The sequence below is a fragment of the Desulfosporosinus sp. FKA genome (assembly GCF_002196785.1).
Lineage (GTDB): Bacteria > Bacillota > Desulfitobacteriia > Desulfitobacteriales > Desulfitobacteriaceae > Desulfosporosinus > Desulfosporosinus acididurans.
The window spans coordinates 30446-56422 of the sequence record NZ_NAHZ01000014.1 but is presented as its reverse complement, the minus strand read 5'-3'; the positions used below and the strand labels follow the sequence as shown (position 1 = coordinate 56422).

The 25977-nt window shown below is 41.3% G+C and carries 27 protein-coding genes and 1 tRNA gene; 9 read left to right on the top strand and 19 right to left on the bottom strand.

Going from position 1 to position 25977, the window contains the following annotated elements; translation table 11 throughout:
• Window positions 1–25: 25 nt before the first annotated feature.
• Window positions 26–1024 (bottom strand): asparaginase, encoded by a 999-nt coding sequence (locus B5771_RS03240; protein ID WP_088186247.1) that lies wholly within the window; start codon window positions 1022–1024, stop codon window positions 26–28.
• A gap of 2 nt (window positions 1025–1026) precedes the next feature.
• Entirely contained in the window at window positions 1027–1521 is a 495-nt protein-coding gene (locus B5771_RS03235) for an HD domain-containing protein (RefSeq protein WP_047808292.1), read from the bottom strand.
• A gap of 103 nt (window positions 1522–1624) precedes the next feature.
• Here B5771_RS03235 and B5771_RS03230 point away from each other — a divergent pair, with 103 nt between their 5' ends.
• The 3 genes from B5771_RS03230 (at window position 1625) to B5771_RS03220 (ending at window position 3981) form a co-directional block, all read left to right on the top strand.
• Window positions 1625–2599, top strand: coding sequence for a glycosyl hydrolase family 18 protein (locus tag B5771_RS03230; protein ID WP_088186246.1), 975 nt, complete (start codon window positions 1625–1627; stop codon window positions 2597–2599).
• 115 nt (window positions 2600–2714) lie between these two features.
• Window positions 2715–2987 carry a late competence development ComFB family protein gene (locus B5771_RS03225; protein WP_088186245.1) on the top strand — a complete coding sequence of 91 codons (273 nt, stop codon included), beginning with the start codon at window positions 2715–2717 and terminating at the stop codon, window positions 2985–2987.
• 319 nt (window positions 2988–3306) lie between these two features.
• The gene (locus B5771_RS03220) at window positions 3307–3981 is read left to right on the top strand and encodes a Crp/Fnr family transcriptional regulator (RefSeq protein ID WP_088186244.1); all 675 of its coding nucleotides are present in this window, start codon (window positions 3307–3309) and stop codon (window positions 3979–3981) included.
• Here B5771_RS03220 and B5771_RS03215 read toward each other — a convergent pair.
• Complete coding sequence (locus tag B5771_RS03215; RefSeq protein WP_242966716.1) at window positions 3978–4832, bottom strand: hypothetical protein; 855 nt, start codon at window positions 4830–4832, stop codon at window positions 3978–3980. The two genes, B5771_RS03220 and B5771_RS03215, sit on opposite strands and share 4 nt — an antisense overlap.
• Window positions 4833–4976: 144 nt before the next feature.
• On the opposite strand from B5771_RS03215, the gene B5771_RS03210 reads away from it, so the two are divergent.
• Window positions 4977–7226: a DEAD/DEAH box helicase gene (locus tag B5771_RS03210; RefSeq protein ID WP_088186243.1), complete on the top strand. Its 2250-nt coding sequence runs from the start codon at window positions 4977–4979 to the stop codon at window positions 7224–7226.
• Between the two features lie 102 nt (window positions 7227–7328).
• Here B5771_RS03210 and B5771_RS03205 read toward each other — a convergent pair whose 3' ends face one another.
• The 3 genes from B5771_RS03205 to B5771_RS03195 form a co-directional block, all read right to left on the bottom strand.
• Window positions 7329–7796, bottom strand: coding sequence for a hypothetical protein (locus B5771_RS03205; protein ID WP_242966715.1), 468 nt, complete (start codon window positions 7794–7796; stop codon window positions 7329–7331).
• Window positions 7797–8299: 503 nt separating this feature from the next.
• On the bottom strand, window positions 8300–10462 hold the full coding sequence (ldhH, locus tag B5771_RS03200) for an L-lactate dehydrogenase (quinone) large subunit LdhH (RefSeq protein ID WP_088186241.1): 2163 nt from the start codon (window positions 10460–10462) through the stop codon (window positions 8300–8302).
• Window positions 10463–10483: 21 nt separating this feature from the next.
• Window positions 10484–11041, bottom strand: coding sequence for a lactate utilization protein (locus B5771_RS03195; RefSeq protein WP_088186240.1), 558 nt, complete (start codon window positions 11039–11041; stop codon window positions 10484–10486).
• A 497-nt stretch (window positions 11042–11538) separates the two neighbouring features.
• On the opposite strand from B5771_RS03195, the gene B5771_RS03190 reads away from it, so the two are divergent.
• The 3 genes from B5771_RS03190 to B5771_RS03180 all read left to right on the top strand — a co-directional run bounded on the left by B5771_RS03190 (window position 11539) and on the right by B5771_RS03180 (window position 12837).
• Window positions 11539–11614: transfer RNA gene (locus B5771_RS03190), tRNA-Ala, on the top strand.
• Window positions 11615–11730: 116 nt separating this feature from the next.
• Complete coding sequence (locus B5771_RS03185; protein ID WP_088186239.1) at window positions 11731–12510, top strand: tetratricopeptide repeat protein; 780 nt, start codon at window positions 11731–11733, stop codon at window positions 12508–12510.
• 144 nt (window positions 12511–12654) lie between these two features.
• Entirely contained in the window at window positions 12655–12837 is a 183-nt protein-coding gene (locus B5771_RS03180; RefSeq protein WP_088186238.1) for a hypothetical protein, read from the top strand.
• Between the two features lie 128 nt (window positions 12838–12965).
• Here B5771_RS03180 and B5771_RS03175 read toward each other — a convergent pair whose 3' ends face one another.
• Complete coding sequence (locus B5771_RS03175) at window positions 12966–13418, bottom strand: N-acetyltransferase (protein ID WP_088186237.1); 453 nt, start codon at window positions 13416–13418, stop codon at window positions 12966–12968.
• A 161-nt stretch (window positions 13419–13579) separates the two neighbouring features.
• Here B5771_RS03175 and B5771_RS03170 point away from each other — a divergent pair, with 161 nt between their 5' ends.
• Window positions 13580–15001 carry an ATP-binding protein gene (locus B5771_RS03170; RefSeq protein WP_088186236.1) on the top strand — a complete coding sequence of 474 codons (1422 nt, stop codon included), beginning with the start codon at window positions 13580–13582 and terminating at the stop codon, window positions 14999–15001.
• Between the two features lies 1 nt (window position 15002).
• On the opposite strand, the gene B5771_RS03165 is transcribed toward B5771_RS03170, so the two are convergent.
• The 6 genes from B5771_RS03165 to guaB all read right to left on the bottom strand — a co-directional run bounded on the left by B5771_RS03165 (window position 15003) and on the right by guaB (window position 21160).
• Window positions 15003–16226, bottom strand: coding sequence for a hypothetical protein (locus tag B5771_RS03165; protein ID WP_088186235.1), 1224 nt, complete (start codon window positions 16224–16226; stop codon window positions 15003–15005).
• 78 nt (window positions 16227–16304) lie between these two features.
• Window positions 16305–17402, bottom strand: a complete 1098-nt coding sequence (locus B5771_RS03160) for a P1 family peptidase (protein ID WP_088186234.1) — start codon at window positions 17400–17402, stop codon at window positions 16305–16307.
• A 53-nt stretch (window positions 17403–17455) separates the two neighbouring features.
• Window positions 17456–18040: a TetR/AcrR family transcriptional regulator gene (locus B5771_RS03155; protein ID WP_088186233.1), complete on the bottom strand. Its 585-nt coding sequence runs from the start codon at window positions 18038–18040 to the stop codon at window positions 17456–17458.
• Between the two features lie 112 nt (window positions 18041–18152).
• Entirely contained in the window at window positions 18153–19313 is a 1161-nt protein-coding gene (locus B5771_RS03150; RefSeq protein ID WP_088186232.1) for a glycerate kinase, read from the bottom strand.
• Between the two features lie 18 nt (window positions 19314–19331).
• Window positions 19332–19661 carry a hypothetical protein gene (locus B5771_RS03145; protein ID WP_088186287.1) on the bottom strand — a complete coding sequence of 110 codons (330 nt, stop codon included), beginning with the start codon at window positions 19659–19661 and terminating at the stop codon, window positions 19332–19334.
• Window positions 19662–19708: 47 nt separating this feature from the next.
• Window positions 19709–21160, bottom strand: a complete 1452-nt coding sequence (guaB, locus tag B5771_RS03140) for an IMP dehydrogenase (RefSeq protein WP_088186231.1) — start codon at window positions 21158–21160, stop codon at window positions 19709–19711.
• 200 nt (window positions 21161–21360) lie between these two features.
• Between guaB and B5771_RS03135 the strand changes: the two genes are divergently transcribed.
• Window positions 21361–21861, top strand: a complete 501-nt coding sequence (locus B5771_RS03135; RefSeq protein ID WP_088186230.1) for an HD domain-containing protein — start codon at window positions 21361–21363, stop codon at window positions 21859–21861.
• A 25-nt stretch (window positions 21862–21886) separates the two neighbouring features.
• On the opposite strand, the gene B5771_RS03130 is transcribed toward B5771_RS03135, so the two are convergent.
• The 6 genes from B5771_RS03130 to B5771_RS03105 form a co-directional block, all read right to left on the bottom strand.
• Complete coding sequence (locus B5771_RS03130) at window positions 21887–22153, bottom strand: translation initiation factor 2 (protein ID WP_088186229.1); 267 nt, start codon at window positions 22151–22153, stop codon at window positions 21887–21889.
• Window positions 22154–22230: 77 nt separating this feature from the next.
• The gene (locus tag B5771_RS03125; protein ID WP_088186228.1) at window positions 22231–23073 is read right to left on the bottom strand and encodes a PHP domain-containing protein; all 843 of its coding nucleotides are present in this window, start codon (window positions 23071–23073) and stop codon (window positions 22231–22233) included.
• A gap of 34 nt (window positions 23074–23107) precedes the next feature.
• A complete protein-coding gene (locus B5771_RS03120) occupies window positions 23108–24061 on the bottom strand; it encodes a dipeptidase (protein ID WP_047808312.1) in 954 nt (317 codons plus the stop codon).
• A gap of 83 nt (window positions 24062–24144) precedes the next feature.
• Window positions 24145–24405 (bottom strand): stage V sporulation protein S, encoded by a 261-nt coding sequence (locus tag B5771_RS03115; protein WP_047808313.1) that lies wholly within the window; start codon window positions 24403–24405, stop codon window positions 24145–24147.
• 122 nt (window positions 24406–24527) lie between these two features.
• Window positions 24528–25310: a TIGR00282 family metallophosphoesterase gene (locus tag B5771_RS03110; RefSeq protein ID WP_088186227.1), complete on the bottom strand. Its 783-nt coding sequence runs from the start codon at window positions 25308–25310 to the stop codon at window positions 24528–24530.
• Window positions 25311–25422: 112 nt separating this feature from the next.
• On the bottom strand, window positions 25423–25932 hold the full coding sequence (locus tag B5771_RS03105; protein WP_242966714.1) for a hypothetical protein: 510 nt from the start codon (window positions 25930–25932) through the stop codon (window positions 25423–25425).
• Window positions 25933–25977: the final 45 nt, after the last annotated feature.

The following is a 25977-nucleotide window of genomic DNA, read 5'->3' as shown; positions in this document are numbered from 1 at the left end:
TCCTAGTCTATTCATCTAAACTATATCACTTATTTGTAAAATTGATAGCTCCGACTGCCAACATTTGTTTTAAAGTATTCGGAGCCACGCCTTGCCCTAAGGCAATGCTTACGAACAAACGTACTTTTTCTGTCGATAAATCGTCAGCAAACCAAGCCCCGATGCGTTCCAGATCTGCTCCGCCGCCAGAATACCCGTAAACGGGAGAAGTCCTGCCAAACAAACAACGTGAAGTTATCACGACAGGAATGCCATTGTTGATAACCTCCGAGATTTCCGGAACAAGATGGGGCGGTAAATTACCTCGTCCAAAAGCTTCAATAACCAAGGCATCTGTTTCATCATGAGTCATTAAGCGTAAAATATTGTTAGGCATTCCTGTATAAATTTTACAAATAGCAACTTTCGCCAATTTTTCAGGGACACCGAGTTTTATGGTTTGTTCCGGCTTACGGTGCCAGAGAACATCTCCGGTATCGATGGTCCCTAAGTCTCCCTTTTCCCCGGAATTAAAAGCATCAACATGATTCGTATGAAGTTTTCTGACATCTCGGGCAGCGTGAATTTCTTCGTTAAGTGCAATCAAGACTCCACGGCCCATGGACCGAGAATCCAGCGCAATACGCATAGCATTGGTCAGATTCCGAGGACCGTCCGAATCAGTTTCCGAAGCATCTCTCTGGGAAGCCGTTAAGATCACTGGACGAGGATCTCTGATCGTAATATCCAAAAAATAAGCCGTCTCTTCGAGAGTATCTGTTCCATGAGTAACCACGATTCCTTTTAAGGCAGGATCAGTTGAAAAGTGTTGTTCAATAGCAGCGGCTAGATTTCGCATTTGCTTTAAATCCATATTGCAGCTTGCCATATTGCTGAAGTCTAAGACGTCCCATTGGGCATGCTTCGTCAATTCCGGGATACTTTCCAATAATTCATATCCGCTGACAGCAGGCACTGCTTTTCCTGCCTTATCTTTGCGCATGGCAATAGTCCCGCCCGTGGCAATAAGAAGAACTTTATCCAAGACTATCCCTCCTTAGATGATGACCCAATATTTAACTCACAGAGAGTTCGTTGAAGTCTGGCAACATGATATTTCTTGGAAATATCATCTCCATACCAATAGCAATCCAAAATATCCGCATCTTTTACAAGTTCCTCCAGAGGTGATCCGATGTCTTCCTTTTTCGAATGATTAATAATTGCTTGAACAATAGACTCCTGAGTTACTGAGGAAAGATTTCCTTCCCGAAGGAAACGACGAGCTAGCTCTTCCCCTTGGGGAGCATGGTTTTCTTGACGCCCGGTAACCCAGCGCCCGCAATCATGTAAAGCACATGCTAAAGCAGCTTGTTCACTGTCAACGTCTCGTTTCTGAGCTAACATCCTGCCAATCTGAGCACAACTTGTGGAATGAATCCTCTCCCAAATGATTGGATAATCTCTCTCCATTTTTTTAAGCTCTATCTGATCTAAGAGATTATAAATTTCTTGCAATGCTTTAATGAATTCAATATTCACGGCGGTCTTCACCTTCCTTAAATTTACAGATGAAAAAGTAAGATTAATTTTCTAATTTCTCATATCTTATCCTAGGAGTGTGCTATAAAGGAGGAGGGTATCTTTGAATTGGACACCAACTGCACAGCGGCTCATGGATAATCGAATGTGGGTCCTTGGCTATGTTTCTGAAGATTATCCGGGGGATTTACGAGCGATTGATTCCATACGCCAACAAGGATCGCACATTGATGTATATGCTGATTTTGCCTTTCAGCTTCAACCAAGCGGTTATTTCACAGGCCAGATCAATAATCTCGCCTTACAGGAAAGTTTGGCACGCAACATTGCTCCCCTTATACTTTTTCATAATTTTAATGGAACCATTTTTGATCCAATACCTATCCGTACTATTCTTTCGTCAGCGACTTCGCAAAAGAACTGTATTCAGCAGATGCTCAATTTACTTCCGTCCTCCGCAGCAGGTGTACATGTTGATTTTGAGGGAGTCGAAGCTTCCTATCGCATTCCCTTTGTAACTTTCCTGGACTCTCTTAGAGCGGCGTTACATGACAGGGGCTTATTATTAACGATTGCTATTCCAGCCAAACGTTCAGAGTGGGAAGCCCCTGGGTATGACTTTGCCGGAATAGGGAAACTATGCGATGCAATTACCCTGATGACCTATGACGAGCACTACGCAGGAGGATCTCCCGGCCCTGTTGCCAGTTTACCATGGATGAACGAAGCTCTCGATTACGCGATTCGTTACCTTCCTCAGGAAAAAATATTATTAGGGATACCAGTTTATGGTTACGATTGGTCCAATGAAGCCACTCAGATGGTACCGATGCGCGACATTCCAAATTTGGCGGCTAAGACCAATGCTCGCATGCTTTGGTCTGATACAGCTGTAGAACCATATTTCTATTATTGGCTGGGCAGAGCACGGCATAGTGTTTGGTTTGAAAATGAAATTTCTGCAAAAATCCGACTTGGATTTGTTAAAAGTTATCGTTTAAGAGGTATTGCCATCTGGCGCCTCGGGTATGAGACCAGTCGATTCTGGCAAGGAGTAACCACTAAACTTAAAAAATAAAGAATTTTATCCAATAGAATAGGCATCCTCGAAGGGATGCACTTTTTCTGCTTGTTCTTTTGTCGAATTGGACTTATTATTGAAATAATTAATCAATAATAAGGAGATAACAGTAATGTACGCAGTAAAAAATCACCTTGAAGTCGTCGTCCGACAAATGCTTGAAGATTATCTGCGCGATAACCCAATCGATTGCTCATGCGAAAAGTGTCAAGCAGATATTATGGCCTTAGCTTTAAACCAACTTCCGGCACGCTATTGTGTATCGCTGCGCGGGCAAATATTAACAGAATTCGAATCCCACACCCTTCCAGGCCAAGCGCGTATCATGTCCGAGATAGTCCGAGCAGCCCAACAAGTAAGTGCATCCCCATCACACGAATTATAACTAGGCAAAATTACATTAATTATGATCAGACAGAATTGATGATAATGATTACGGCAATGAAGAAAACCATAAATACGGCGACAACTCTAAAAGGGGAATTAACCACTGATTGAATACGAACTAATTCAATTCCGAGCATACCCCTTACCCCCTTTTATATAGTGTATGCTCTTATCAGTTTTCGGTGTTTTTCAACAGTTCCTTCTCTTAGCAAATTTACAAGTGTCACCTTGAAGCAGCTTATTTCAAATCTACGAGTAATTATAACATTAAACTGGACTTAAATAAAATTATTTCAAGGGAGAAAGGAGGTCTTATTGTGCTAACAGCAAATGAACTTCTTCGTTTTTCTCTGTTCTCATCCTTAACAGCCGAAGACGTTTTCCCACTTCTTCCCCATCTTCAAGAACGTCATTACCGGCGAGGGCAGCTGCTATTTGTTGAAGGAGAAATTGGCAGCTGCGTGTATTTTGTACTTTCGGGACAAGTTAAACTGACCAAGAGAACACCGGAAGGCGATGAACAGATTCTTGACTGGTATGGCCCATATGATAGTTTTGCCGAGATTTTACTTTTGGAGTCCGGTCCATATCCTGCAACTGCTGAAGTTCTTCAAGATAGTGTCCTCTTTGTCCTAAATAATGAAATAATGCCTCAGATTCTCGAGATTAGTCCTTCTCTTTCCTTAGCCCTGATTCGCACTTTAAGCCGCAGATTAAGATTAGCTCAAGAATTTATTCGCATCTTAACCAATCGATCTACCTCAGGAATTTTAGCAGCCCTTTTTTTGCGACTGGCACAGCCTGCAACAAGTCCGGGAAATCCCATTTTTGTTGATGCTTCTATCACTCATCGTGATTTTGCCAACATGATTGGGACTAGTCGAGAATGTGTTAACCGAGCTATTAACGGCTGGAAAAAGGCCGGAATACTTAAACTGGTTGATGATCGTTTGGAAATTATTAAGCCTCATGAATTAGCAGAATGGCCCTAATTAATTTCCAAATCCTGAGCACTCTCAGACTCAAATTGATTAACAATATGCCAACATTCTGCCCAATTGATATTTAAATGACGACGCCAAAATATCATAGCTGTCCTTGTCTTTTCGCAGACGCGATCATTCAGCATCGTCTGATTGGGTATTTTTCCACCCCAGGCCTTAACCCATTCAAGATAACCATGAACCAGTTCGGCTGATTGGAGTTTCAAATAGCGAGTGGTATAAAGAGTCGTCAGCCAGTGGGTAGCTTCCTCTTCAACTCCTCTAGCAAAGACTTGTCCATCAAGGTCCTCACCGGTAATAATTAGGAGCATACAAAGAAAGTGAACCCGAACTGCCTGGCGCAATGACTCTGGATTAATCTGATTAATTTCGGCAAATCTTCCCAAAGGTTTGAGATAAAGTTTAACACTTGGATCTCGATGGGAACAGACTCCAAAGGCTGACAACGAAACCGGAAAGATATCTTCTAATCCGCTCTCTTGCAATTGCCCTAATAAATCCTGGCCGGCTTGCACCAAGCGTTGTTCTTTAACCCGCAACTGATCAGTGGTTTCTTTTAGAAAGGCCTCAGCATCTTTCGGCCGTTCCGGAAGAGCATCCGACCATTCCCTTAACCGCGAACGTCTGGGCATTAAGAGTTCGATCATCGAACCTGTTTCTTGATGCAATCGTTTGAACCCTTGCCGAACACGCTCAGGATCTCGGTACAACCCTCGCATCAAAGTTTCGGCTGCACGGGGAATTTCCAAAGATTCCTCAAACTTAACCAACGCTGCTCCGTTTTTTTCAGGAAATTTGAGCCCCATAGACTGCTCTATCTCTAATCTCAGCGAAGACACTACCAAATCCCTCCTTAGCCTTGTCTCTTGTTTCATCATATGGATACAAACGCTGATTCAGACCAATCGTTGCTAAAGTTGACCATCATTAGCCCTTTTGTTAAAATAAGTAAACAAATTTACATCAGAAACGAGCTGACATATATGTCTGAGCGTAAATATCACGAATACAACCTTGACCCGTTTCAGGAACAGGCCTTAGAAGCAATTGACGCCGGAAAATCAGTCATTGTGGCCGCTCCGACAGGCACCGGTAAAACGCTGGTAGCTGATTATTTGATCGAAAAGGCCATGAATGAACATTTGCGAGTTATCTACACAGCGCCAATTAAAGCCTTAAGTAATCAAAAATATCGGGATTTTAAAGAACAATTTGGTGAAGATGCTGTTGGGATTATGACTGGTGATGTGGTCTTGAACCCAACGGCACCTCTTCTTATTATGACGACGGAAGTTTTCCGCAACCAAGTTATCACCGAAGATCCAAATCTTGAATTTGTTTCCCACATTGTCTTTGATGAAATTCACTGGCTCAACGATGAGGAACGAGGGACAGTCTGGGAAGAGTCAATCATTCTGGCTCCGGCTAAGATGAAACTTCTGGGGCTTAGCGCAACGATTGCCAATGCTCAGCACCTTGTAAACTGGATCGAATCAATCCGCCACGAGGAAGTCGCCTTAATCGAAGAACACAAACGCATTGTTCCTCTTGAATATTTTTATTTCACGAAGGATACAGGACTCGTCGATTATAATCACCTTTGGAAATTCTATCGTCAAAAACTCAAACAAAACAATAGCGAGGAAAATCCTTTCAGCCCAACGACTCATTTAGACCTAATCCGCACGATACAGCGTGACCACCTCCCAGCCCTTTTTTTTGTCTTTAGCCGCAAACAATGTGCACTTAAAGCTATGGAATTAGCTGCCATTGCTAATTATCTTAAATCACCGGAACGCAGAGTTGTCGAAGAAAAATTTCTTCAGTACTTTGGCCCTGAAAACAATTGGTCGTCGTCGACACGACAGTTAAAACGCTTATGTTCTAAAGGGATTGCCTATCATCATGCGGGACTGCTCCCTTCCCAGAAGGTAGTTGTTGAAGAACTCTTCTTAGAACGACTTATTAAGGTACTTTATTGCACGGAAACATTTAGCGTTGGCATTAACTATCCCGTAAAGTCGGTCTGTTTCGATTCCCTTAATAAATATGATGGCCGCAATTTCCGACCTCTGGCTAATCACGAATTTTTTCAAATGTCAGGTCGTGCCGGTCGGAGAGGAATTGATAAACAAGGGTATTCTTTCGCCATTGTTGATTTAGCCTATATGGAAAAAAGTCCTCCTCCCAAGTTTCAATTAAACAAACTGGAACCTTTAACAAGTCAATTCCGCTTAAGCTATAATACTGTTCTGAATCTCACGGCAACTCTTACCCCTGAGCAAATTGAAACCTATTTCCAAAAGAGTTTCGCAGCCTTTAGTTATCGCTTGAACTCAGACCACTTTCATTCAGAGTTGACCAAAATAGAAAAAGAACTTGAAGAATCCAAGAAAAACTTATGTGAAGAGGTTGGATCCTTCAAGTGCCCGATAAAACATCGCCCGAAACAGAAAGAGTTAGAAAGGCTGCGCAAAGCCTATAAGGCACTTGGCCCCCGCAAACAAAACCGTGCCTATGGACGGGAAATGGCCCGCAAGATTCGCTCCTGGGAAAAAATATTAGCACACCCTCCCCTAAATTGTCCTTCTGAACAACGAGACAGTTGCGAAAATTACAGTAAATCCTTCCTGATGTTAAAACAAAAACAAAAAGAGCTTCTAAATGCACTCGAAACTCTTCCCGAAGAGAACGCCTTTCTAAGGGAATATGAGTATAAAAAAAATCATCTTCGTCAAATCGGATATTTACGCGGTGATGAGCTGTTGCCTCGAGGAATTTGTGCAAGTCGAATTTATGTCCAAGAACTCCTAGTCACCGAATTAATTTATTCCGATATTTTTCACCAGCTCGATGATGACCAAATTAATGCTTTACTTTCTAGTATTGATTTTGAAGCTCGAAAAAATGATGTTTTTCAGCGGGGTATTGTCTTTGATTCAACACCCGTTAAGGATATCATCACTTACATTCAGAGCATTTGCGGGCAAGAATCTGTGCGTTATGACCCTCGTGTAGCTGTCATAACTTATGCTTGGAGTCAAGGACAATCCTTTAGTGAAGTACAAACCATGTGTAATCTCGATGAAGGGGATATCATCAGTGTTTTTCGTCGGACTATTGATTTATTGCGTCAAATGCGTGATGCCGTAAATGATGCCAATTTAAGATCTCGCTTTAAAGTTTGCATGGATAAACTTGATCGAGATGAGGCCGCAGTTATGGAACTATAGATCAGCGACAGTCAAGCAAACTTAACGATAAAATCGCACAATTAAAAGGGGCTGTAGACAGCCCCTTTTTCGCCACACCGCAAGTGGACATTCTATAAATTATTAGATTAGGATCTTGTTTAGAGAGATATTATAAGTTTTTAACACGTAATCCATAAATTCCTCAGCACAATGACAGGGTTCACGATGATTACAAAACCCCACCTCAAGTTTGCCAACTAAGTGATGCTGCAGAACATGTACGTTTACATATAAATGACTTACCTTTCGATTAACGGCAATATAACGCTTAACAGCTATATAAAATAAGAACAGCAAGCATAAGCTTAAGCTTAAGCTTAAGCTCATTCCGATATTAGGCAATAACCACGGAATACTTAAGATACTTCCTCCCACAATCAACATCAAAAACATAAGAATCATTTCCTTGAGTTTTGCACTTTTCCATTCATAATAACGCCTTAAAAACTCAGAAAATAATTCAGCAATGCGTGCAGATGTTACCGGAAGATCTATCGGGACCGTTGTTTTGGGTAATATGAAAAGGTTATATATACCCAAGATTATCACCCCTCTAATCTGCTTATCTGTAGAAAAATCGCTTCACTAACCTTATTATAACCCTTAATATTCTATCCTTTCCAAAGAAATTCCTTCAGGAAATAGATTTAGTTAACTTCACTTCCTATCATGAAGTTAACTAAATCTATTGAAGAAGAACCTGTTAGCTCATGCATAATGGATAAAAAAAGCCTCTGAGTTGTTTCCCAGAGGCTTTGCCATTTCTCAGCTCTTGCAACGAACCACTCTGCTTTACAGAGGTGCATTGACTGAGACATCCCTTCTTGGTGCTGCAGCACATTTTAGAAAAGGAACATTCTTTAAACTAAGATATCAGGAACTTTCGTCTCCTTTGTCCTTACAATTTTATTTCTCTTTGAGGCTTAATATCCAGCCTGCACCATACCGGACAAAGAATTCACTTCCCTATATAACTATTCGAACTGATGGTAAGAAAGTCCTTGCACGAAAAAAATCATCTTTTCACCAATTTTGTTATAGCGAACAGCATCTTAGTTCTTCTTTGAATTTTTTTTGCGCTTCTCAAATAACAATTCAGCTGTATGAACAACTTTAATATTGGGGTTTCTTTTATCTAAGCCCCCCGAAATTTGCATCAAACATCCCGGACAGTCCACAGCAACAACCTTCGCTCCAGTTGCTTCAATATTATTGAGCTTACGTTCCAAAATCGGTTCAGATAGCTCTGGGAATTTGATTGAATAGGAACCTGCAAATCCACAGCAGCGATCAGACTCTTTCATTTCTATAAGTTCTACTCCGGCTGTATCACTAAGAAGTTTTCTCTGCTCAGCATAAACTCCCATTTTTCGTTTCAAATGACAGGAATCGTGATAAGTTACTTTAAGGGGCACCCCATCTCCCCCCGGCTCTAAACCGCCAAGATCTGAGAGCAATTTGGAAAAATCAAAGGATTTACGGCTTAATTCTGCAGCACGAGCAGCTAGCGCCGGATCATCCTCGACAAGTTCTTGGAAACTGTCTTTAAGGGCATGAGTGCAAGTTGGGCAAGCACTGACCACGTAATCAACGCTTTCCGCATTCAAAGCTTCAATATTCATGATGGCCAATTTCCGAGCGTTAGTGCGGTCACCCATATAAGTCGCCGGGGCACCGCAGCAAGATTGTCCCTCAGGAAACACGACTTCATATCCTTTTTCATTGAGAGCGCTGATAACACCTTCGCCGATTCGCGGATAGACAAAGTCAATCAAACAACCTGAGTAAAAGGCAATCTTTCCTTTGGGTTTCTTAACATCTTGTTTGATTGTTTTAAACACATCGCGAAATGGAATGTCTGCAACTGCCGGCAAGCTCTTCTTCTCAGTCATTCCCGATAAAAAGAGCGGTAAGTGGCGGATAACCGGCTGTCCTTTCGTAAAGGGTTTTTGGGCTTTAGAGGCAACACGTAATAGGGAATGGAATAGTCTTCTATTGGAAACAACGTCTAAGGCAAACTTTTGCGTAAAAGGAAGGCCTTGCTTTTCCCCCATCCGATTGCGTAATTCCAGAATCATCTCCGGAATATCTAAATTTCCAGGACACACTTCTGCGCATTTCCCGCATTGAAGACATAGATTCTGAGGATTTTTAGCATCATTTTCCGAGTTTAAGAAATTCGTTAAAATTGTTCCTATTCCACCTGTATAAATATGACCATAAACATGTCCGCCTACAAGTTGGAAGGCAGGACAAACATTAAGGCAAGATGCGCAGCGAATACATTGGAACGTCTTTTTAAACTTGGGATCATTATACATTTTACGCCGCCCATTATCCATGAGAATAATATGAAACTCCTTATCCTTTACGGAACCATCTTCATAATAGGCAGGAGTTGGTCCGGTAACCATTGTTACATAGCTAGTTATCTGCTGGGCAGTTGCACTTCTGGGTAAAGCTTGCAAAATATGTGTAGCATCTTCAAACTTAGGAACAAGTTTTTCGATTCCTACGAGAAAAACATGAACTCGAGGCAAGGTAGAGGTAAGTCGGGCGTTCCCTTCATTGGTAACCATCATCAAAGTGCCTGTTTCCGCGATGGCCATGTTCGCTCCCGAAATTCCCATATCTGCTTCCAAGAACTTTTTGCGCAGTTCAACACGAGCTGTTTTAACCAACTCCGTAATAACAGGTTGACTTAATCTTTGCAAATGCCCCGAAAAAATATCAGCCACTTCTTCCTTAGTCATATGGATTGCTGGCATAACCATATGAGATGGATGCTGCCCGGCAAGCTGAAGTATCCATTCGCCCAAGTCAGTTTCTTGAACATCTATCCCTTCAGCCATTAAAGCTTTGTTTAACAAAATTTCTTCTGAGGCCATTGATTTTGATTTAACAATATGCTTTACGCCTTGTCGTTTCGCTAACTCACTAATATATTTTTTGGCGTCCTCTCCTGTAGCTGCCCGGAAAACTTTTGCTCCTCTGGCAGTGGCCGCTTTTTCAAATTGATCAATCATCTCATCCAAATGACTCGCTGCATAAGACTTGACCTTAACAATATTTTCACGAATCGAAGGGAAATCATAGCCTTCATAGGCTTTTTCCCGTGCCGTAATATAAGTATCTCCAAAGCGTCCTAGCGCACCACGTAAAACATTATTATCCAGTGCATCTGAAATCTTCTTTTTAAATTGTTTATCTGCCATTTTGGCCACTTCCTCTCCCTGTTAATCAACAAAAACAACAATAAGTTGCTGTGGACCATGTACTCCGATTGTTAAAACACGTTCAATATCGGAGGTTCGGCTAGGTCCTGTGATAAAACCCACAAATCCAGGTATTCGAGGAAGACGATGAATTGTTGACATTGTTTCTGCCAGACTTGGTAAGAGCTTTTCGGTCCTTACCACAGCAACGTGAATCGGAACGAGAGTAGAACATAACCGTTGGTCGACATTGGCATCATCATCAGCCTGGACTAAAGTACCTAATTCGGCAATAGCATAAGAAACTTGAGTAATCCCGGCTTGAGCGTCAGGGGTAACTTTTCGGAAGTTATCACTCATAACGTCTATGTTCATGGATTTTAACTGTTGAGCAAAATTGCCTTTCTTTGATACTTCTCCTTCTAAAAGTGCGACATTCTGAACACCTTTGTCCTTGAGAATAGTTCCTATCAATTTCCCGGCTTCCTCTTCAGTCTCAACTCGATAACATTCCCCTGATACGGCTTCCAGTTTTGCTTTAAATCCATCATATAATTCAGCAGAACGAGCATTTGCCATAGAGGCATCCTCCTCAAAGTAATATTCTCATACGATATTCTGGCTAGCTTCCAAGAGTATCAGCATATGCTGGTCAGACCATCATACCATTTAATTTATTTTAAAATAGTTTTCGCTAAAAAACAATACCTAGTTCGAAAATTTCAAATAATTATGATTAACTTCTTTTGAGTTAGTGTATGTATTTCCTCATTAAATTAATAAAGACCGAGTATGGATTACATACTGTTGGTATTTTGCACCTTAATGGAGAAATTCGCCTACAATGATCCTCAAATAACAAAATCCACAATAAATTACACATTGATTTTCGACAAAATATGCGTTATGTTAAGATAAGTAAGTCTAGTAGGCTTCACTCTCTAGACCTTGCGCATCTGAGGGTTTCCGGACGCGGAAATCCTCTGAGCCATTTCAATCGATGTTGACTATTTACATAAATTGCATCGTCAAACTACTTGCAATTTTATTTTTTTGGCATATAATTAGGTGTTGTTGGGGGTATAGCTCAGCTGGGAGAGCGCTAGATTCGCATTTTAGAGGCCAGCGGTTCGATCCCGCTTACCTCCACCATAAATTTAAGCATTAGGATTCCGAGGTTATGTCCTCGGAATCTTTTTTTGCATATTTTTTAAAAATCGAGGGTCTATTTGTCCACAATCCCTCGTAGTATGTTATGGGAGGATGGAATGCAGGAAGTTCAAATTGATAGAGAAATACTATATGTACAAAAGATCCATTTCTTTATGTTTCTTGCAACGATAACCTTATTTGTTTTTACTGCTGCGATAGGGATTTTTGGAATTAACATTGGCCTAATAGTGTTGTCAAGCGGCCTGATTATATCTTACATGGCAATGGTTCAAAAAAAACACTTTTCTCCCCCCAAGAGAAAAGTCACAGCTCAGCGTATGGCACATTCTATTGCCCAAGATACTAGTCCGCTGTCCTTATCTCGTTTTGCCAGTCAGCTTTATTATTATTTTCATGAGCCAACTCAGGCAATCTCACTTTTAGAAAAATTTCTTGGGTCTCAGGACCCACTATTATGTACCACTTTGTGCGATATTCTCCTTAAAGAAGGAAGACCTATTCCCGTCCTCTATATAATTCGAGATAACCCTAATGCACTTTTCGACCCACTCATGCTAGCTACTCAGGGCGTTGCCCTGCTCAAAATAGGTAAGATTCCCGAAGCAATTAAACTCTTCGAACGCAGTTTACACGCTGCCAAGACAAAAGGATTTCCCAATAACGGATCCCCTTGGCTGACACGAAAACTCCTATCCTTAGGCTATATTGCCGGTATTCATCATAATTTGGGGGATTGCTATTTTACTCTAAAAAATCTTAAACAGGCAAATTATCATTATAAAGCAGGTAATCTTTTATTATTTGATATTTCCCTTTGGCGTTATTACCCGTCACAATCTGTTTATTCTACGCAAAACCGCAATATTTCTTGTTAGTTCTTCATTCTTTCTATTTTAATTCATTTAGCTAACTCCCAATTACAACATAATTTTTATTGATAGTTGTTTATAATAAATTTGTATAAAAGGATTATGCAAATTGAGACAATACTAAACTGTTTTCGAAATGGAGGGTGAAAAATGCTGTCAACTCACTGGGACGAGATTCTAGGATTTATACGAGAATTTGAATTATCTTCACGCGAATATCTCCAATCTAAAGGCTTAAGTGAATATGAAATGACCAACGCTTACCTAGATCTTCAGTGGGATTTTCTGCATACTATTCTCCAACAACGATCAAGAGGACGATCCCAATCGTAATAATTTGCATATTGTTATCAAGGAATAATGAGTATACAAAAATCCATCGTTCAGTTGAAACTGACGCGATGGATTTTTTACATAAAAGATAATTATATCAATTTAATTTAATGGATAATTCGTTACGACTAAATTATTCGGCTAACAGCTATCTCATCACAATTAGGAAATTTTATACAATTTATACATTCTCTCCAAACTTTTTGTGGCATCTGATCTTTACTTACCTCTTCATAACCACAAGATTTGAAGAATTCGGGTTGATATGTCAGGGCAAATAGCCTGGAACATCCTAGGTCGAGGGCTTCTTCCTCAATTGCCTTAACAATTTTCGTGCCTATTCCCTGTCTTCTGTGATTATCGTCAACCGCCAAGGCACGTATTTCGGCTAAATCACTCCATAAAATATGAAGTGAGGAAACTCCTACTATTTGCCCATCTTCTTCTGCTAACATAAATTCTCGAATATTCTCAAAGAGCATATTCCTCGATCGTGGAAGCATTAGTCCCTGCTCAGCATTATTATTAATTAACGACATCATCTCTTCCACATCGGCTATTTTCGCTTTTCGCAATTTCATGATCCTATCTCCTTTCTTATTGCATAATTATACAACATTGTTTATATATTTTCACCTTAAAATTCTTTACCCCAAGCTCTCCTTTTTTTTACAATTTTCTACCTGAGCTTTATGATACACTATTTCAGGGTTTATTGTTAATCCCGGAAGGAGTAATGTCTGTGTTTTCCCGCAAATTCCGTACACTCCATCGCCAAGGCGCCTTGTTAATATTGTCACTTTTGCTTATTTTTAATGTTTTAGTTATTTCGTTTACTCACCTCAACATTGTCTTTGATTTAATCATTGTTCTTCTCCCCTATACAGTAATCATAATTTGGTTTGACCTTTTAGCCAGTTCTTGGGGAAAAGGCTGGATTATGACCACAACTTTGCTTTTGTTTTTTTCCTTAAGCTATATCAAATTTCCGTCAATTAAAATATATATCATTCATGTAATGTTTCTAATCCTATTACTGGGAACAATGTTCTTATTTGACCGAAGTCAGATCCGTCTCAAAACTCTCCACCAACGGCATATTAAAGCAATTCGTGTTTTACTTCACCAAAAAACCTCCATCATCCCAACCATTGACTATACGCGAGAAGCGATTATGATTCTTGATAATTCAGGAACAATTCTCGAATCGAATAACCTTTCCTGTCATCTTTTAATGCTGCCGGAATCATCACTAGTTGGCCGTCAAGTTTCCGAAATATTGGCAATTCCATTAAGTATTAAGTCAATAAATTCTTCTGACTACGGAGAACTTACCTGGAAGGCCTCACAAGAGGGTATTAAACATTTACGCTATCAAACACAACCATTGCTCGATAATCATAAAAAGCCCTACGGAGTACTTCTAACACTTTACGACATCAGCGAAGAAAAAAAACGCTCGGAAGCATATGTTCAATTCGCCAAGCTTTCCGTAATCACACAGGTATCCGCCGGATTAGCTCACGAAATCCGCAATCCACTGACAACGATCAAAGGATTTATGCAATTAATTAAACCCGAAGAATGGCCTGAATCCTTCCGCCCTTATCGAGAGCTATTCCTTGAAGAAATCCAGTCCATTGATCGGATTCTAAATAAATTTATTTTGGTTACATGCCCATCGGCTCCACACATGAAACAACTTAATCTTAGCGAAACACTCAGAGCCATATTAAAGTCCATTGAACCTTGCGGTAAAAATAGAGGAATTTCAATCATTTTGGATTCCGATGTAGACCCTGTCTATGTGTTAGGAGACCAAGAACAACTCTCGGAAGCCTTCCTCTCGTTGTTGAACAATGCCATTGAAGCTTCACCCCAAGATGGAAAGGTGATCGTTCGGCTAACTATTAATGATCAATACGTTCGGATAAGTTTTATCGATTATGGCCATGGTATTCCAGAAAATCTACGTCAGCGCGTACTTGATCCCTTTTTCACAACTCAAATAGGCGGAACAGGCCTTGGCCTGACAATTGCTCAGAGAATAGTCCTTGCCCATCACGGTAAGCTCCACTTTAAGGATTCTACTCAACAGTCTGGAACAGAAGTAATGATTGATTTGCCTCTCTTGAAAAACTGTACAAATTTTCTAACAGCTTAACTTATTCATTAAACAGAGGCGCACGGTTATTCAGCTCATAGATCCCCTTTTCTTTCCAATTATCTGGCAGCGTCCAGATGGGGAAGTCATCAATATTTTTTATCCAGCAATACCAGCGTCTTAGTTCATCTTCCATCCCAGGCGTGGTTAACCAATGTATACGACCATCCCATACCAACAAATTGCCCTGTTCATCCTTAGCATTTTCGAGCAAACTGCTGTTATCAAGTACACTGGACAAAATAATACTTTTCGAAGCTTTCATAAGCGGCTTTTCAAAGATTGGACAAACAACACTTAGTTGACCATTGCCTTGGAAGAAATACCACTGCTCTAATTCTGAGACTGAATTCTCACTGCGTTCTTTCGGCAGCCAGGGCCAAGGCCAAGGACTTCCCCAAAGAGATTTTAAAACTCCGTCACCTTGGTGAAGCCAGAGCGCAAGAAGATCCTGTGATCGTAGTTTTCTCTCGGCTTCAAGATTTTCCAAGTAATTTAGAATACTATAAATCGAGCTGCTAAATTCACTGTTAAGAGAACCGGAGGCGTCCACCCAGCCTTGTTTTTGCCATTTTAAACATAGATCTTGATCCTTTAGCCATTTAACCCGACTGCTTAGTTCGAATTTTTTACCGATTCTTCGAACTTCGGCTATTTCAAAATTCCCCCAGAGGAAAGCAATATGTTGTTGCTTAAATTCTGTACGGATTCTTTGACTGCTTAGATCTATAAAAAACTTATTGACAATCATTAATTGTTGTCGAGCAACGGGATTTAATCCCTGTGCCCATCGTTTCCAATCCGGACGTTCTTCACCAATTGTGTACCGTAACCGGATATTCTGCCGTTCCTCGGGAATTAAGTACAAACTCGGAGTGAGTTTTTCACGCCAATAAACTGCCCGGGCAGTAATACTACCGCCGATTTTAGTAATACTCTTTAAAAAGGCCATAGAAAAATCAGGAGCAACAAAATATATAATCGTCTTCGCCCCATTACTCAATCTATTACCCCATAACACACCTGCAAGCAGAAACTCTTCTTCACGTGAAATTGAAGAACAGGCAACAATTCCAACTCTAAGCGTCGTCTCCCCGCCCATAAAATAGGAATATTGGGCTGGAAGACGATTTGCTTTCTTTTTGTCTTCTGTACATTCCACCCAATTTTGTGCAATAAACACTTCCGGATGAACTTCCCAAATCGTATCCCAGGTGATTTTCACAATGAACCTCCCTTAGATTTTCTCCTTTAGCATATTTACGCACAAAAATCAAAATTCATGACAAATTTAAGGCAATACTTAACTCTTGGGGAAAGGATTCCGGTTATAGTAACCACCTCTCCAAGCTTTGATAAGTTCAATCGTTTCCTCAATTGGAAGAGCTTGTCGCACATGTCCATCTCTGCCTTCCATAGTTTCCGCCAGAAATAAAGCATTCCAAATACTTTCTGCCGTTGCTTCAACAACAGCCCGAAAAAATTCATCGAGATCCCAATCCGATATGAAATCGCTATCTTCAAAGGGAGCAGTGGAAACCATAAGACTGAAATCGCCGCTCCCCGTCATAGAAATAGACCCTGTCCGGGCCATTCCCAGACTCGCCCGACGTGCAAGCTGCCTCAATTGCCATCTCGTTAAGGGGGCATTGGTTAAACCTATAAGAATTAAAGATCCGGGTATATATCCCTTGGCTTGAATCGTCAACAGTTCTCCTATTGGAACACCTGAAATAATCAAATCTTCTAATTGCCCAAAATTCGCCAAAGCCAACATCCCAAGAGTATAAATTCTGCCTCTGCTTTTGACCACACGGGAAGAACTCCCTATTCCTCCCTTAAGTTGAAAGCAAGACATCCCTACACCGGCTCCAACATTCCCCTGACCTATCGGCCCTCCTTCTGCACGCTGAAGCGCTAATAGCCCGTCCCAGGGTCTAACATGTCTTCCGCGTATGTCATTCAAAAACGAATCGTCACACTCCATAACAACCACATTTGAAGTTCTGGCATCATTTCCGATCTCTGGATTTTGCTGCAGCATATATGTGATTACCCCATGAGCCACATCACTTACACTCAAGGTGTTTGTCAGCATAAGAGGGCAATTTAGATAGCCCATCTCTTGAATAAAGGGAACTCCCATTGATTTTCCATACCCATTGATCACTTCAATTCCAGCCCAACAGGGATGAAGATATAGATTATCCGAACGAGGAATAATCGCCGTAACACCGGTTCTTACCGGACCCTTGCCTGATGGAAGCAGCGGGCCTTCTCCTTTGACAAGAGAAACGTTACCTACTTTTACTCCCGGAACGTCGGTAATGTCATTAAATGTCCCTACCGGCATTTGCCCTAGCCAGAGGCCAAGACTTCTGGGACTAAATCGTTTGCACATAAAAATCCCTCCGCTGTTACACTATGTGAAACAACGGAGGGATATGAAGAATCTCAAGCTTCTTTTTGCTCTTTTTCTATGAGTCCATCCAAAAAAACACTTAGAGCAGCATTGACTTCGGCGTGTAAATTACCCGAACCTGAAACGAACCAGCGCATGAAATGCTGAACTACCATTCCTTCAAGACTTTCTGCCAAGAAGGCCGGATCAAAATCGCGGTTTATCTCTCCATTCATTTGCCCCACATTAAGAATTGCCAGTAAGGCATAATGCAAGCTCATGTCATATTCTGCTCCGTCACGATTACGAATCGTAACCCAAGCAATCTCACGATCTCTCACCATAAAATCAGTCCAATCATGAAGAAGGCTCTCTAAGCGTTGACGTATATTCAGGCCAGGATTGTAACGACCAATATCGATCAGATTTTGACAAGTACGTCTGGAAAATTCCAGGACAACTGCTTCTTTAGTTGGAAAATAGTTGTAAAACGTTCCTTTTCCAACATCCGCCTGTTGAGTAATCTGTTCAATAGAGGTTGCTCCAAAGCCTTGTGATCGAAAAAGTTTCATGGCATTGGCATAAATTTTTTCTCGCGTTTCCTTTTTCTTACGTTCTCTGCGAGATAAATCGGCCACGATTATTCCCCCTTTCCCCCTTATATTCAGATGCGAACAGTAGCTGATCGTTTATCTATTCGCCATATTCCAAATTTTTCCTTCTCGTGAAAGGTGGGGTATCGGAGAAATATTAATAATTTTCTTTTCCGGAAGCTGATTCTGCTCCAAGCTTCCAAACTGTTAAGATCCTCCAAACTGCTCTCTCTATTTGAACTTCTCCCTTGGAAAATGCTTCTTCTAAAGTCCCCGGGCCTTCTGAGACGCTGAAGCAACAATTTACTCCATAGTCCCCAAGAAGATCGGGCTGACCTTCTACCGAGCCTGAAATAACCAAGACAGGAACCCGATATTTAGCGGCTAAAGCTGCAACTCCTACAGGTACTTTTCCATAAGCCGTCTGGAAATCAGTCATTCCTTCACCTGTTAAAACCAGATCGGCATGTTTAATTTTTTCCTCAGCCTTCGCCACATCTAGAATCATTTGTGAACCTGGGCGTAATTTGGCGTCCAAAAAGCCAACAAGCCCAGCACCTAATCCTCCAGCAGCTCCGCCTCCCGGCAATTCCAAAAGGTTTGTACCGGAGAGCTTGCTCAGCTTCTCACCAAAATTCAATAATGCAGCATCCAAAATCCTAATATCTTCAGGTATTGCTCCTTTTTGAGGTCCATAAACCGCGCTTGCTCCTTCTGGTCCGCAAAGGGGATTTTGCACATCACAGGCGACCTCACATTGGACCTCTGCCAGACGCGAATCAAGTTCTGAGACGTCTATGTCCTGAAGGTTTGCCAAGGCAGCTCCTCCTGGGGGCAGTTCTTCGCCTTGACTGTTCAACAATTTAACACCCAAAGCAGCAGCTAACCCTGCGCCTCCGTCATTTGTGGCGCTGCCGCCAATTCCCAGCAATATTTTTTTAACACCTCGATCCAAAGCATCCCTAATTAATTCCCCTGTTCCTCGAGTTGAGGTAATACGGGGATTCCTTTCTTCTGCACGCAATAGAGGCAATCCAGAAGCCGCGGCCATTTCGATAATTGCTGTCTTATCATTTTCAATAAGACCATAAGATGCTGATATTTGACGTCCTATGGGATCTTTAGCCTTAACCTCTATTTTTCTGCCCTTAACGGCACTTAAAACCGCTTCGACTGTTCCTTCTCCCCCATCCGCCATGGGAATCAGATCTATTTGTGCTTCCGGAAAAACCCTTCGGGCTCCTTTCTGCATTGCAAGGGCTACCTTTATAGCATTCAAACATCCTTTAAATGAATCCGGGGCAATAACAATTCTCATTATTCTCACTCCTTATAGTTATGATTGTGCGCGTTTTCCAATAATCACTCCAACTTTAATAATCATGATAAGACTGACAAAGTCTAGAATAACCACAGGCCAATTTCCCAAAGGAATTCCATAACTATAAGCAACTACATAGGATAAGGAATTAAAAATAAAGGCGGCAATATATGCCGCAGCAAGGCTTTCTTGCCGCGGACGATACCCTACCAAAAAACCAAGGGGATAATAGATAGCAAAATTAAGGGCTAATTGAGTAAGGATACCTCCTGAAACAAAAAACTCGCTCCAAAAAAGGTAGAGCAAGCCTAATAGGAGCATGTATCTCCAGAAAGCATTATTCATATATACCTCCGCTGCAACAGGAAAGGACTTTCCCCCTCCCCCCATTTCTAACTATAATTTGGTGCTTCTTTTGTAATCGTAACATCGTGAGGATGACTTTCCCGTAAACCTGCGGCGGTTATTCGAACAAATTGAGTCTGTGTCCTAAGGGCTTCAATTGTAGCAGTTCCGCAATACCCCATCCCTGCACGCAACCCCCCGATCATTTGATAAATTGTTTCGGAAACAGGACCTTTATAAGGAACTCGACCTTCAATCCCTTCCGGAACCAGTTTCTGATCTTTTTCTTGGAAATACCGATCGCGGCTTCCCTCTTTCATGGCTCCAATAGAGCCCATCCCTCGATATACTTTAAAGCTCCTGCCTTGATAGATTTCCATATCTCCCGGGCTTTCTTCGGTCCCAGCGAAAAGACTTCCAATCATCACAATTCGAGCCCCGGCCGCTAAAGCTTTCACGATATCGCCTGAGAACTTGATTCCGCCATCGGCGATAATTGGAATCCCATACTTATCTGCTTCTTCTGCGCAATTCATAACAGCCGTAATCTGGGGGACACCAATACCTGCCACGACTCGAGTTGTACAAATTGATCCTGGTCCGATTCCAACTTTAACCGCATCGGCGCCAGCCTTAATTAACTCTCGGATAGCCTCCGCAGTAGCAACGTTTCCAGCGATCAACTGAGTTTCCGGGAAATGACTTTTCAAACGTTGAACTGTTTCAATAACCCCTTTGGAGTGTCCATGAGCTGTATCGAGAACAAGAACATCCGCTCCTGCCTTAACTAGAGCATCAGCTCGTTCTATAGTATCTGCGGTAACTCCTACCGCAGCTCCTACACGCAAACGGCCTCTTTCATCTTTCGTCGAGTTTGGATATTGTCTCGCTTTTTCGATATCTTTAATAGTTATTAGTCCTTTAAGAGTTCCTCCCGCGTCCACAAGCGGCAGCTTTTCTATCTTATGCTGAGCTAAAATTTCTTTCGCATGCTCCAGAGTTGTTCCAACAGGCGCCGTCACCAAATTCATCTTTGTCATAACGTCACCTATAAGGCGATCATAATTTTTCTCAAAGCGCAGATCCCGATTTGTCAGTATCCCAACTAATTTCCCCTCAACGGTAACCGGAACACCTGAGATCCGATAGCGTTCCATAAGTTTAAGAGCTTCCGCTATTTTATCATTTGGTTTCAAATGGATAGGATCTGTAATAACCCCATGCTCCGAGCGTTTAACTTTATCAACTTCCAAGGCCTGCTGCTCGATGCTCATGTTTTTATGAATAATCCCAATACCACCTTCTCGAGCTATAGAAATCGCCATCCGCGAATCGGTCACCGTATCCATTCCTGCACTCATTAAGGGTATATTGAGTTTGATCTTTTTTGTAAGATAAGTACTAACATCAACATCCCGCGGAAGGACGTCGGATTTTGCAGGAACAACAAGGACATCATCAAAAGTTAGGGCTTCTTGAATAATACGATTGGACTGCATACTTAGCTTAGCTTCCTTTCTCCAATAGTTTTCTAACTAGTATATCAGATATTCCTGGGATAAAATAGTGTAACAATTATTTGATGTCAATTGTCAATGTCATAATTACTGCATAGGTTTCCCTAATTATTAGAAAATACTCTTGAATACTTGTCAGACCGACTCCAGATCCTTATTATGAAGAAAGGAGGAAAACAGGCATGTTTTATCGTATTCGTCAATTTGTTCAAGCATTTTTCCCTCTGATATATCCTGACGAGCTGCTTTGGGCAAGGCAGATATTACCTCCCCGGGCAAACTCACTTTTTCTAAAACAATCAAAGGCCGAACAACGACACGCTCTCACAGTAGCCCAAAATCTTTTGCCTTATCAAACTGCTCTTTCTTCTTCTGAGTATCAGGATCTAATAACTGCGGCACTTCTTCATGATTGTGGTAAATCTCTCGTCAAGGTCCGTTTATGGCAGCGAGTATTCATTGTTTTAATGCAGCAAATGCCCGGATCTATCTGGACATTTCTGCAGAAAGGACCTTCCTTAATCGCTGCTCCTTTGAACATGGCTGAACATCACGCTCACTGGGGGAGCAGCTTAGCTCAAACCATTGGCCTAAATTCCATAATATGCAATCTGATTCATGAACACCATACCCCAACCACCAAGCTTGGGCAGTTATTATACAAGACCGACAATGAACACTAAAAAGCACGAGTAATTGTAAGTTTACTCATGCTTTTTGCACTGAGGTTTCAACTTTTTCCTTAAGCTCAACAATCTCTTTGTTTTTGGAAAATATCCATTTGGCAAATCGCTTATTATCCCTTTGCAAACGAACATTCTCCTTCTCAAGATTATGTACAAGTGCAACCTTTTCGCGCTCAACCTTCTCTAATAAGTTCATTAGAACACGCCGGCTGACTCTTAAATGTTCAACCCGCTGTTCCAACTCTCCCACGCGAGCCCGCAATAATTGTATTTCGTCCGTAGAATCCACTGGCACCCCCCCCGACTTGTTCTCTAACTATTCTATGCCGGAGAGCAGAATTTTAACCCTGATATTTACTTGAGACGTTAATTACCTTTCGCTAAGACAAGTATTTGTTGAATTACCTCCTCTGACGCTCCCCAATGCCCGAGCTTTACTCCAGGCTTCCGCTCCTCACCATGAAAATCTGATCCACCCGTCATAACTAAGTGATATTTTTTGGCTAACGAACGATATCGAAGTTCGTCTTCTTGATTATGTTCCGAATGAGATACTTCAATTCCTTGAAGGCCAGCCTCAATCCAAGGCCGAATTCCTTCTTCAAGACGATTGATCCCTGGATGAGCAAGAACGGCAACTCCATGAGATTTCCTGATTAGTTCAATGCCCTCCTCAGGGGTTATCTTATGAAGCGGGACATAAGCTGGAGCACCTTTTCCGATGTAACGTTCAAATGCTTCCTTGATAGTGTTGACATAACCTTGTTCCATAAGTGCTTCGGCAATATGAGGCCGACCAATTGATTCACCTCTAGCGAACTTTTGAATTTGCCTAGCTTCGATCGAAATCCCCAAATATTGCAATCGATCCAGAATTTCAAACATTCTTAGTTTACGTGCATCTCTCAATTTTTTCAACTGATGCTTTAAATCATTCGATGAACCATCAAGCTCATATCCTAAAATATGCACTTCCTTCCCATTCCAATCGGTATTCAATTCAATTCCTTTTAAAAGTTGAATTTGATGGACGTTTGCTGCTTGTTCTGCCTCTCTCCAGCCCTGAATGGTATCATGGTCGGTGAGACCAATCCCTTTTAATCCTAGAATTGCGGCAGAACGAACAAGCTCAGTAGGTGTTAACAGCCCATCCGACGCCGTTGTATGGCAATGTAAATCAACTTCGCAGAGTCCCCTTGCTAGGTCCAATACTTCTACTACCCCTTTCCCTAAATGTCTTTAATTATTTTAGCACGTCTGATAATACTCGCATAAAGTTTCGGCCTGAAATCTGTTTGATTTCTTTTGACGTGAAACCGGCTTTTGTTAAATCATCCAAGAGATAAGAAAAGTCACTTACATTCTCCAGTCCGTCTGGAGTTTCATCAATGCCATCGAAATCTGATCCAAACCCTACTGTTTCAACACCGGCAATATCGGCAATATAGGATATATGTCGAACAACATCTTTGCGAGTGACAGGGCCGCTCTCTTTTAGAAATCCAGGATAAAAATTAACTCCCACAATGCCTTTATTCTTTGCCAAAGCTCGTAACTGATCATCTGTTAAATTGCGTGGATTGGGACAAAGGGAATAGGCACAAGAATGCGTTGCCGCTATAGGGTATTTTGATAGTTCTAAAACATGCCAAAACCCGTTCTCATTCAAATGAGAAACATCAATCAGCATTCCTAATTGATTCATTCGCTGAACAGCTTCCTGCCCCAGCTTCGTCAGCCTGCTTTTAGTCTCATGTTCCCAGACTCCGTCCCCAAGAGCGTTGCGATGGTTCCAGGTTAGACCAAGTGACCTGACCCCAAGACGATAAATTATATCTAACAAAAATAAATTTTCACCAACTATTTCCCCGCCTTCAACACTTAACAAAACTCCTATCTTTGTCGGATCAGGAATTCGGCTTAAGTCCGATTTTTTTTCAACTAAAAACAGCTGATCAGAATTATCCTCCACAAAATCGCGAATGGTTTCAATAAGTTCAAATCCCCGTATCGTTGCCATTAATGGTTTAAACTTAGTTTCAATAAAGGCTGCCATGAACTGAAGAGAGATGTCAGCGCTTTTTGCTCTTGGAATATCCCAGTGGCCGCCCTCATTAGGAACAGACACCGACCTCCCTTGGTTACTCAAGTGGCCAATACTGTCACAATGCCCGTCAACAATAAAACATTTATCCAATCACAACACACCCTCTCAGATTAAAAATTTACACAAATAAACACCTGTTTGCTTGTACTCACAAACAGGTGCTTTTTATTAACCTAGCGTGGCTGAACAATCAATTTAATGGCTGTTCTTTCTTCTCCATCGATAACAACATCTGTAAAAGCTGGAATACAAACAAGATCGACTCCACCAGGCGCTACAAAACCACGTGCAATGGCCACAGCCTTTACCGCTTGATTCAAAGCCCCTGCCCCAATGGCTTGCAGCTCAGCTCCGCCACTTTCGCGCAAAACCCCAGCAAGTGCTCCAGCTACAGCATTGGGACTTGATTTTGCTGAAACTTTTAATACATCCATAATTCATCCTCCTGCTCGAATTCTTTTTACAGGTATTACCACTACTTTGAATATCTATTCGAGAAGGATCGAAGGAAATCCTCTTTTTTTAACTAAGTTTTCAGATTTTTATATTAAATTCCTTAATGTTCAAAGTCTCGTTGAATAGCTTCGATTTTTACAGCCTTTCCAGATTTCTCATCGATATCAATCACTACCGCATTAATTTGGATTGGCCCTGTTGCTAATTCAAACTTGGCCGGAAGCTGAGTTAAAAATCGATTAATAATAATCTCCTTTTTAATACCTAATACCGAATCTCTTGGACCCGTCATTCCAACATCCGTAATATAAGCGGTACCATGAGGAAGGACTCTGAAATCCGTGGTTTGAATATGGGTATGAGTTCCAACAACCGCACTGACTTTTCCATCAAGAAACCATCCTAAGGCAACCTTTTCCGAAGTTGCCTCAGCATGAAAATCAACGAGAACAATAGGAGTCTCCTGCTTAAGCTGGTTAATCCAACGGATGGCTCCACTAAAAGGATCGTCTAAAGGTGTCATATACACCCGCCCTGATAAGTTTAACACGCCAATTTTACAGCCATTAACTCGTATAAGCCCCGATCCCCGGCCAGGTGCTCCAACGGGATAATTAGCAGGTCGGATCATTCTAGTCTCTTGATCTATAAAATTCATAATATCTCGATTGTCCCATACATGATTCCCCATCGTAAAAAATTGTATTCCGTAATCAAAAAGTTCTGCGGCAATTTCCTTTGTTAATCCTTTTCCTGCTGCAGCATTCTCTGCATTTGCTATTGTAACATCAATAGTATATTCCTGCTGAAGCGGCTTTAAAAATCTCTTAATGGCTTCCCGCCCAGGCTTACCTACAATATCTCCGACAAAAAGTATACGCAACATTACACCTCCCGCTACAATCCATGGGACTTTTCACATATTCTTACCCTTTTTCTTCACAATAAAACTAACACAAAAATTATTCCTTGCAGGGCACTAGACAATATAGCGTCTAGTTATTAAAAACCAAAACACGTCCCTCATCTCTCAAAGCTATAACATTTTTAGAAATATCCATATGTTTAATTGAAGAAAGTATTTGATTAATGACTTCTTCATGAATTTCCAACTCTTCTTCAGGAAGGCTTGTCTCATCATAAACCAGCTGTTTGGCAAACGCACCCTTCAATAATTCAACTAATAATCCTACTTCCTCTTGACTAATGCTTTCTAAATCTCGGACTACTTTTAAAACAGAAACATCTTCCTCACTGTGACAACTTATTTGAAAAACACGTATCGATTGACGTTCAAGATGATGATAGAGCTCCAAAGCAGGTCGAAGCACGTTCTGTACTGTTTCAAGCTCTAAAGACTGCCTGAGCATAAATGTAAACTTAAGGGCATGTTCCTCACACCAATAATGAACCGCTCCTAATTCAGGATATCTTGTTAAAATAGAAGTTAATAGATCCGCTCCCTCTGAATCTTCCTTTAAATCCTTATGTATTTTGCTTAACACCTTTGTCAATCCTCTCTATTGCTTTGAGCTATCATAGAAATTATT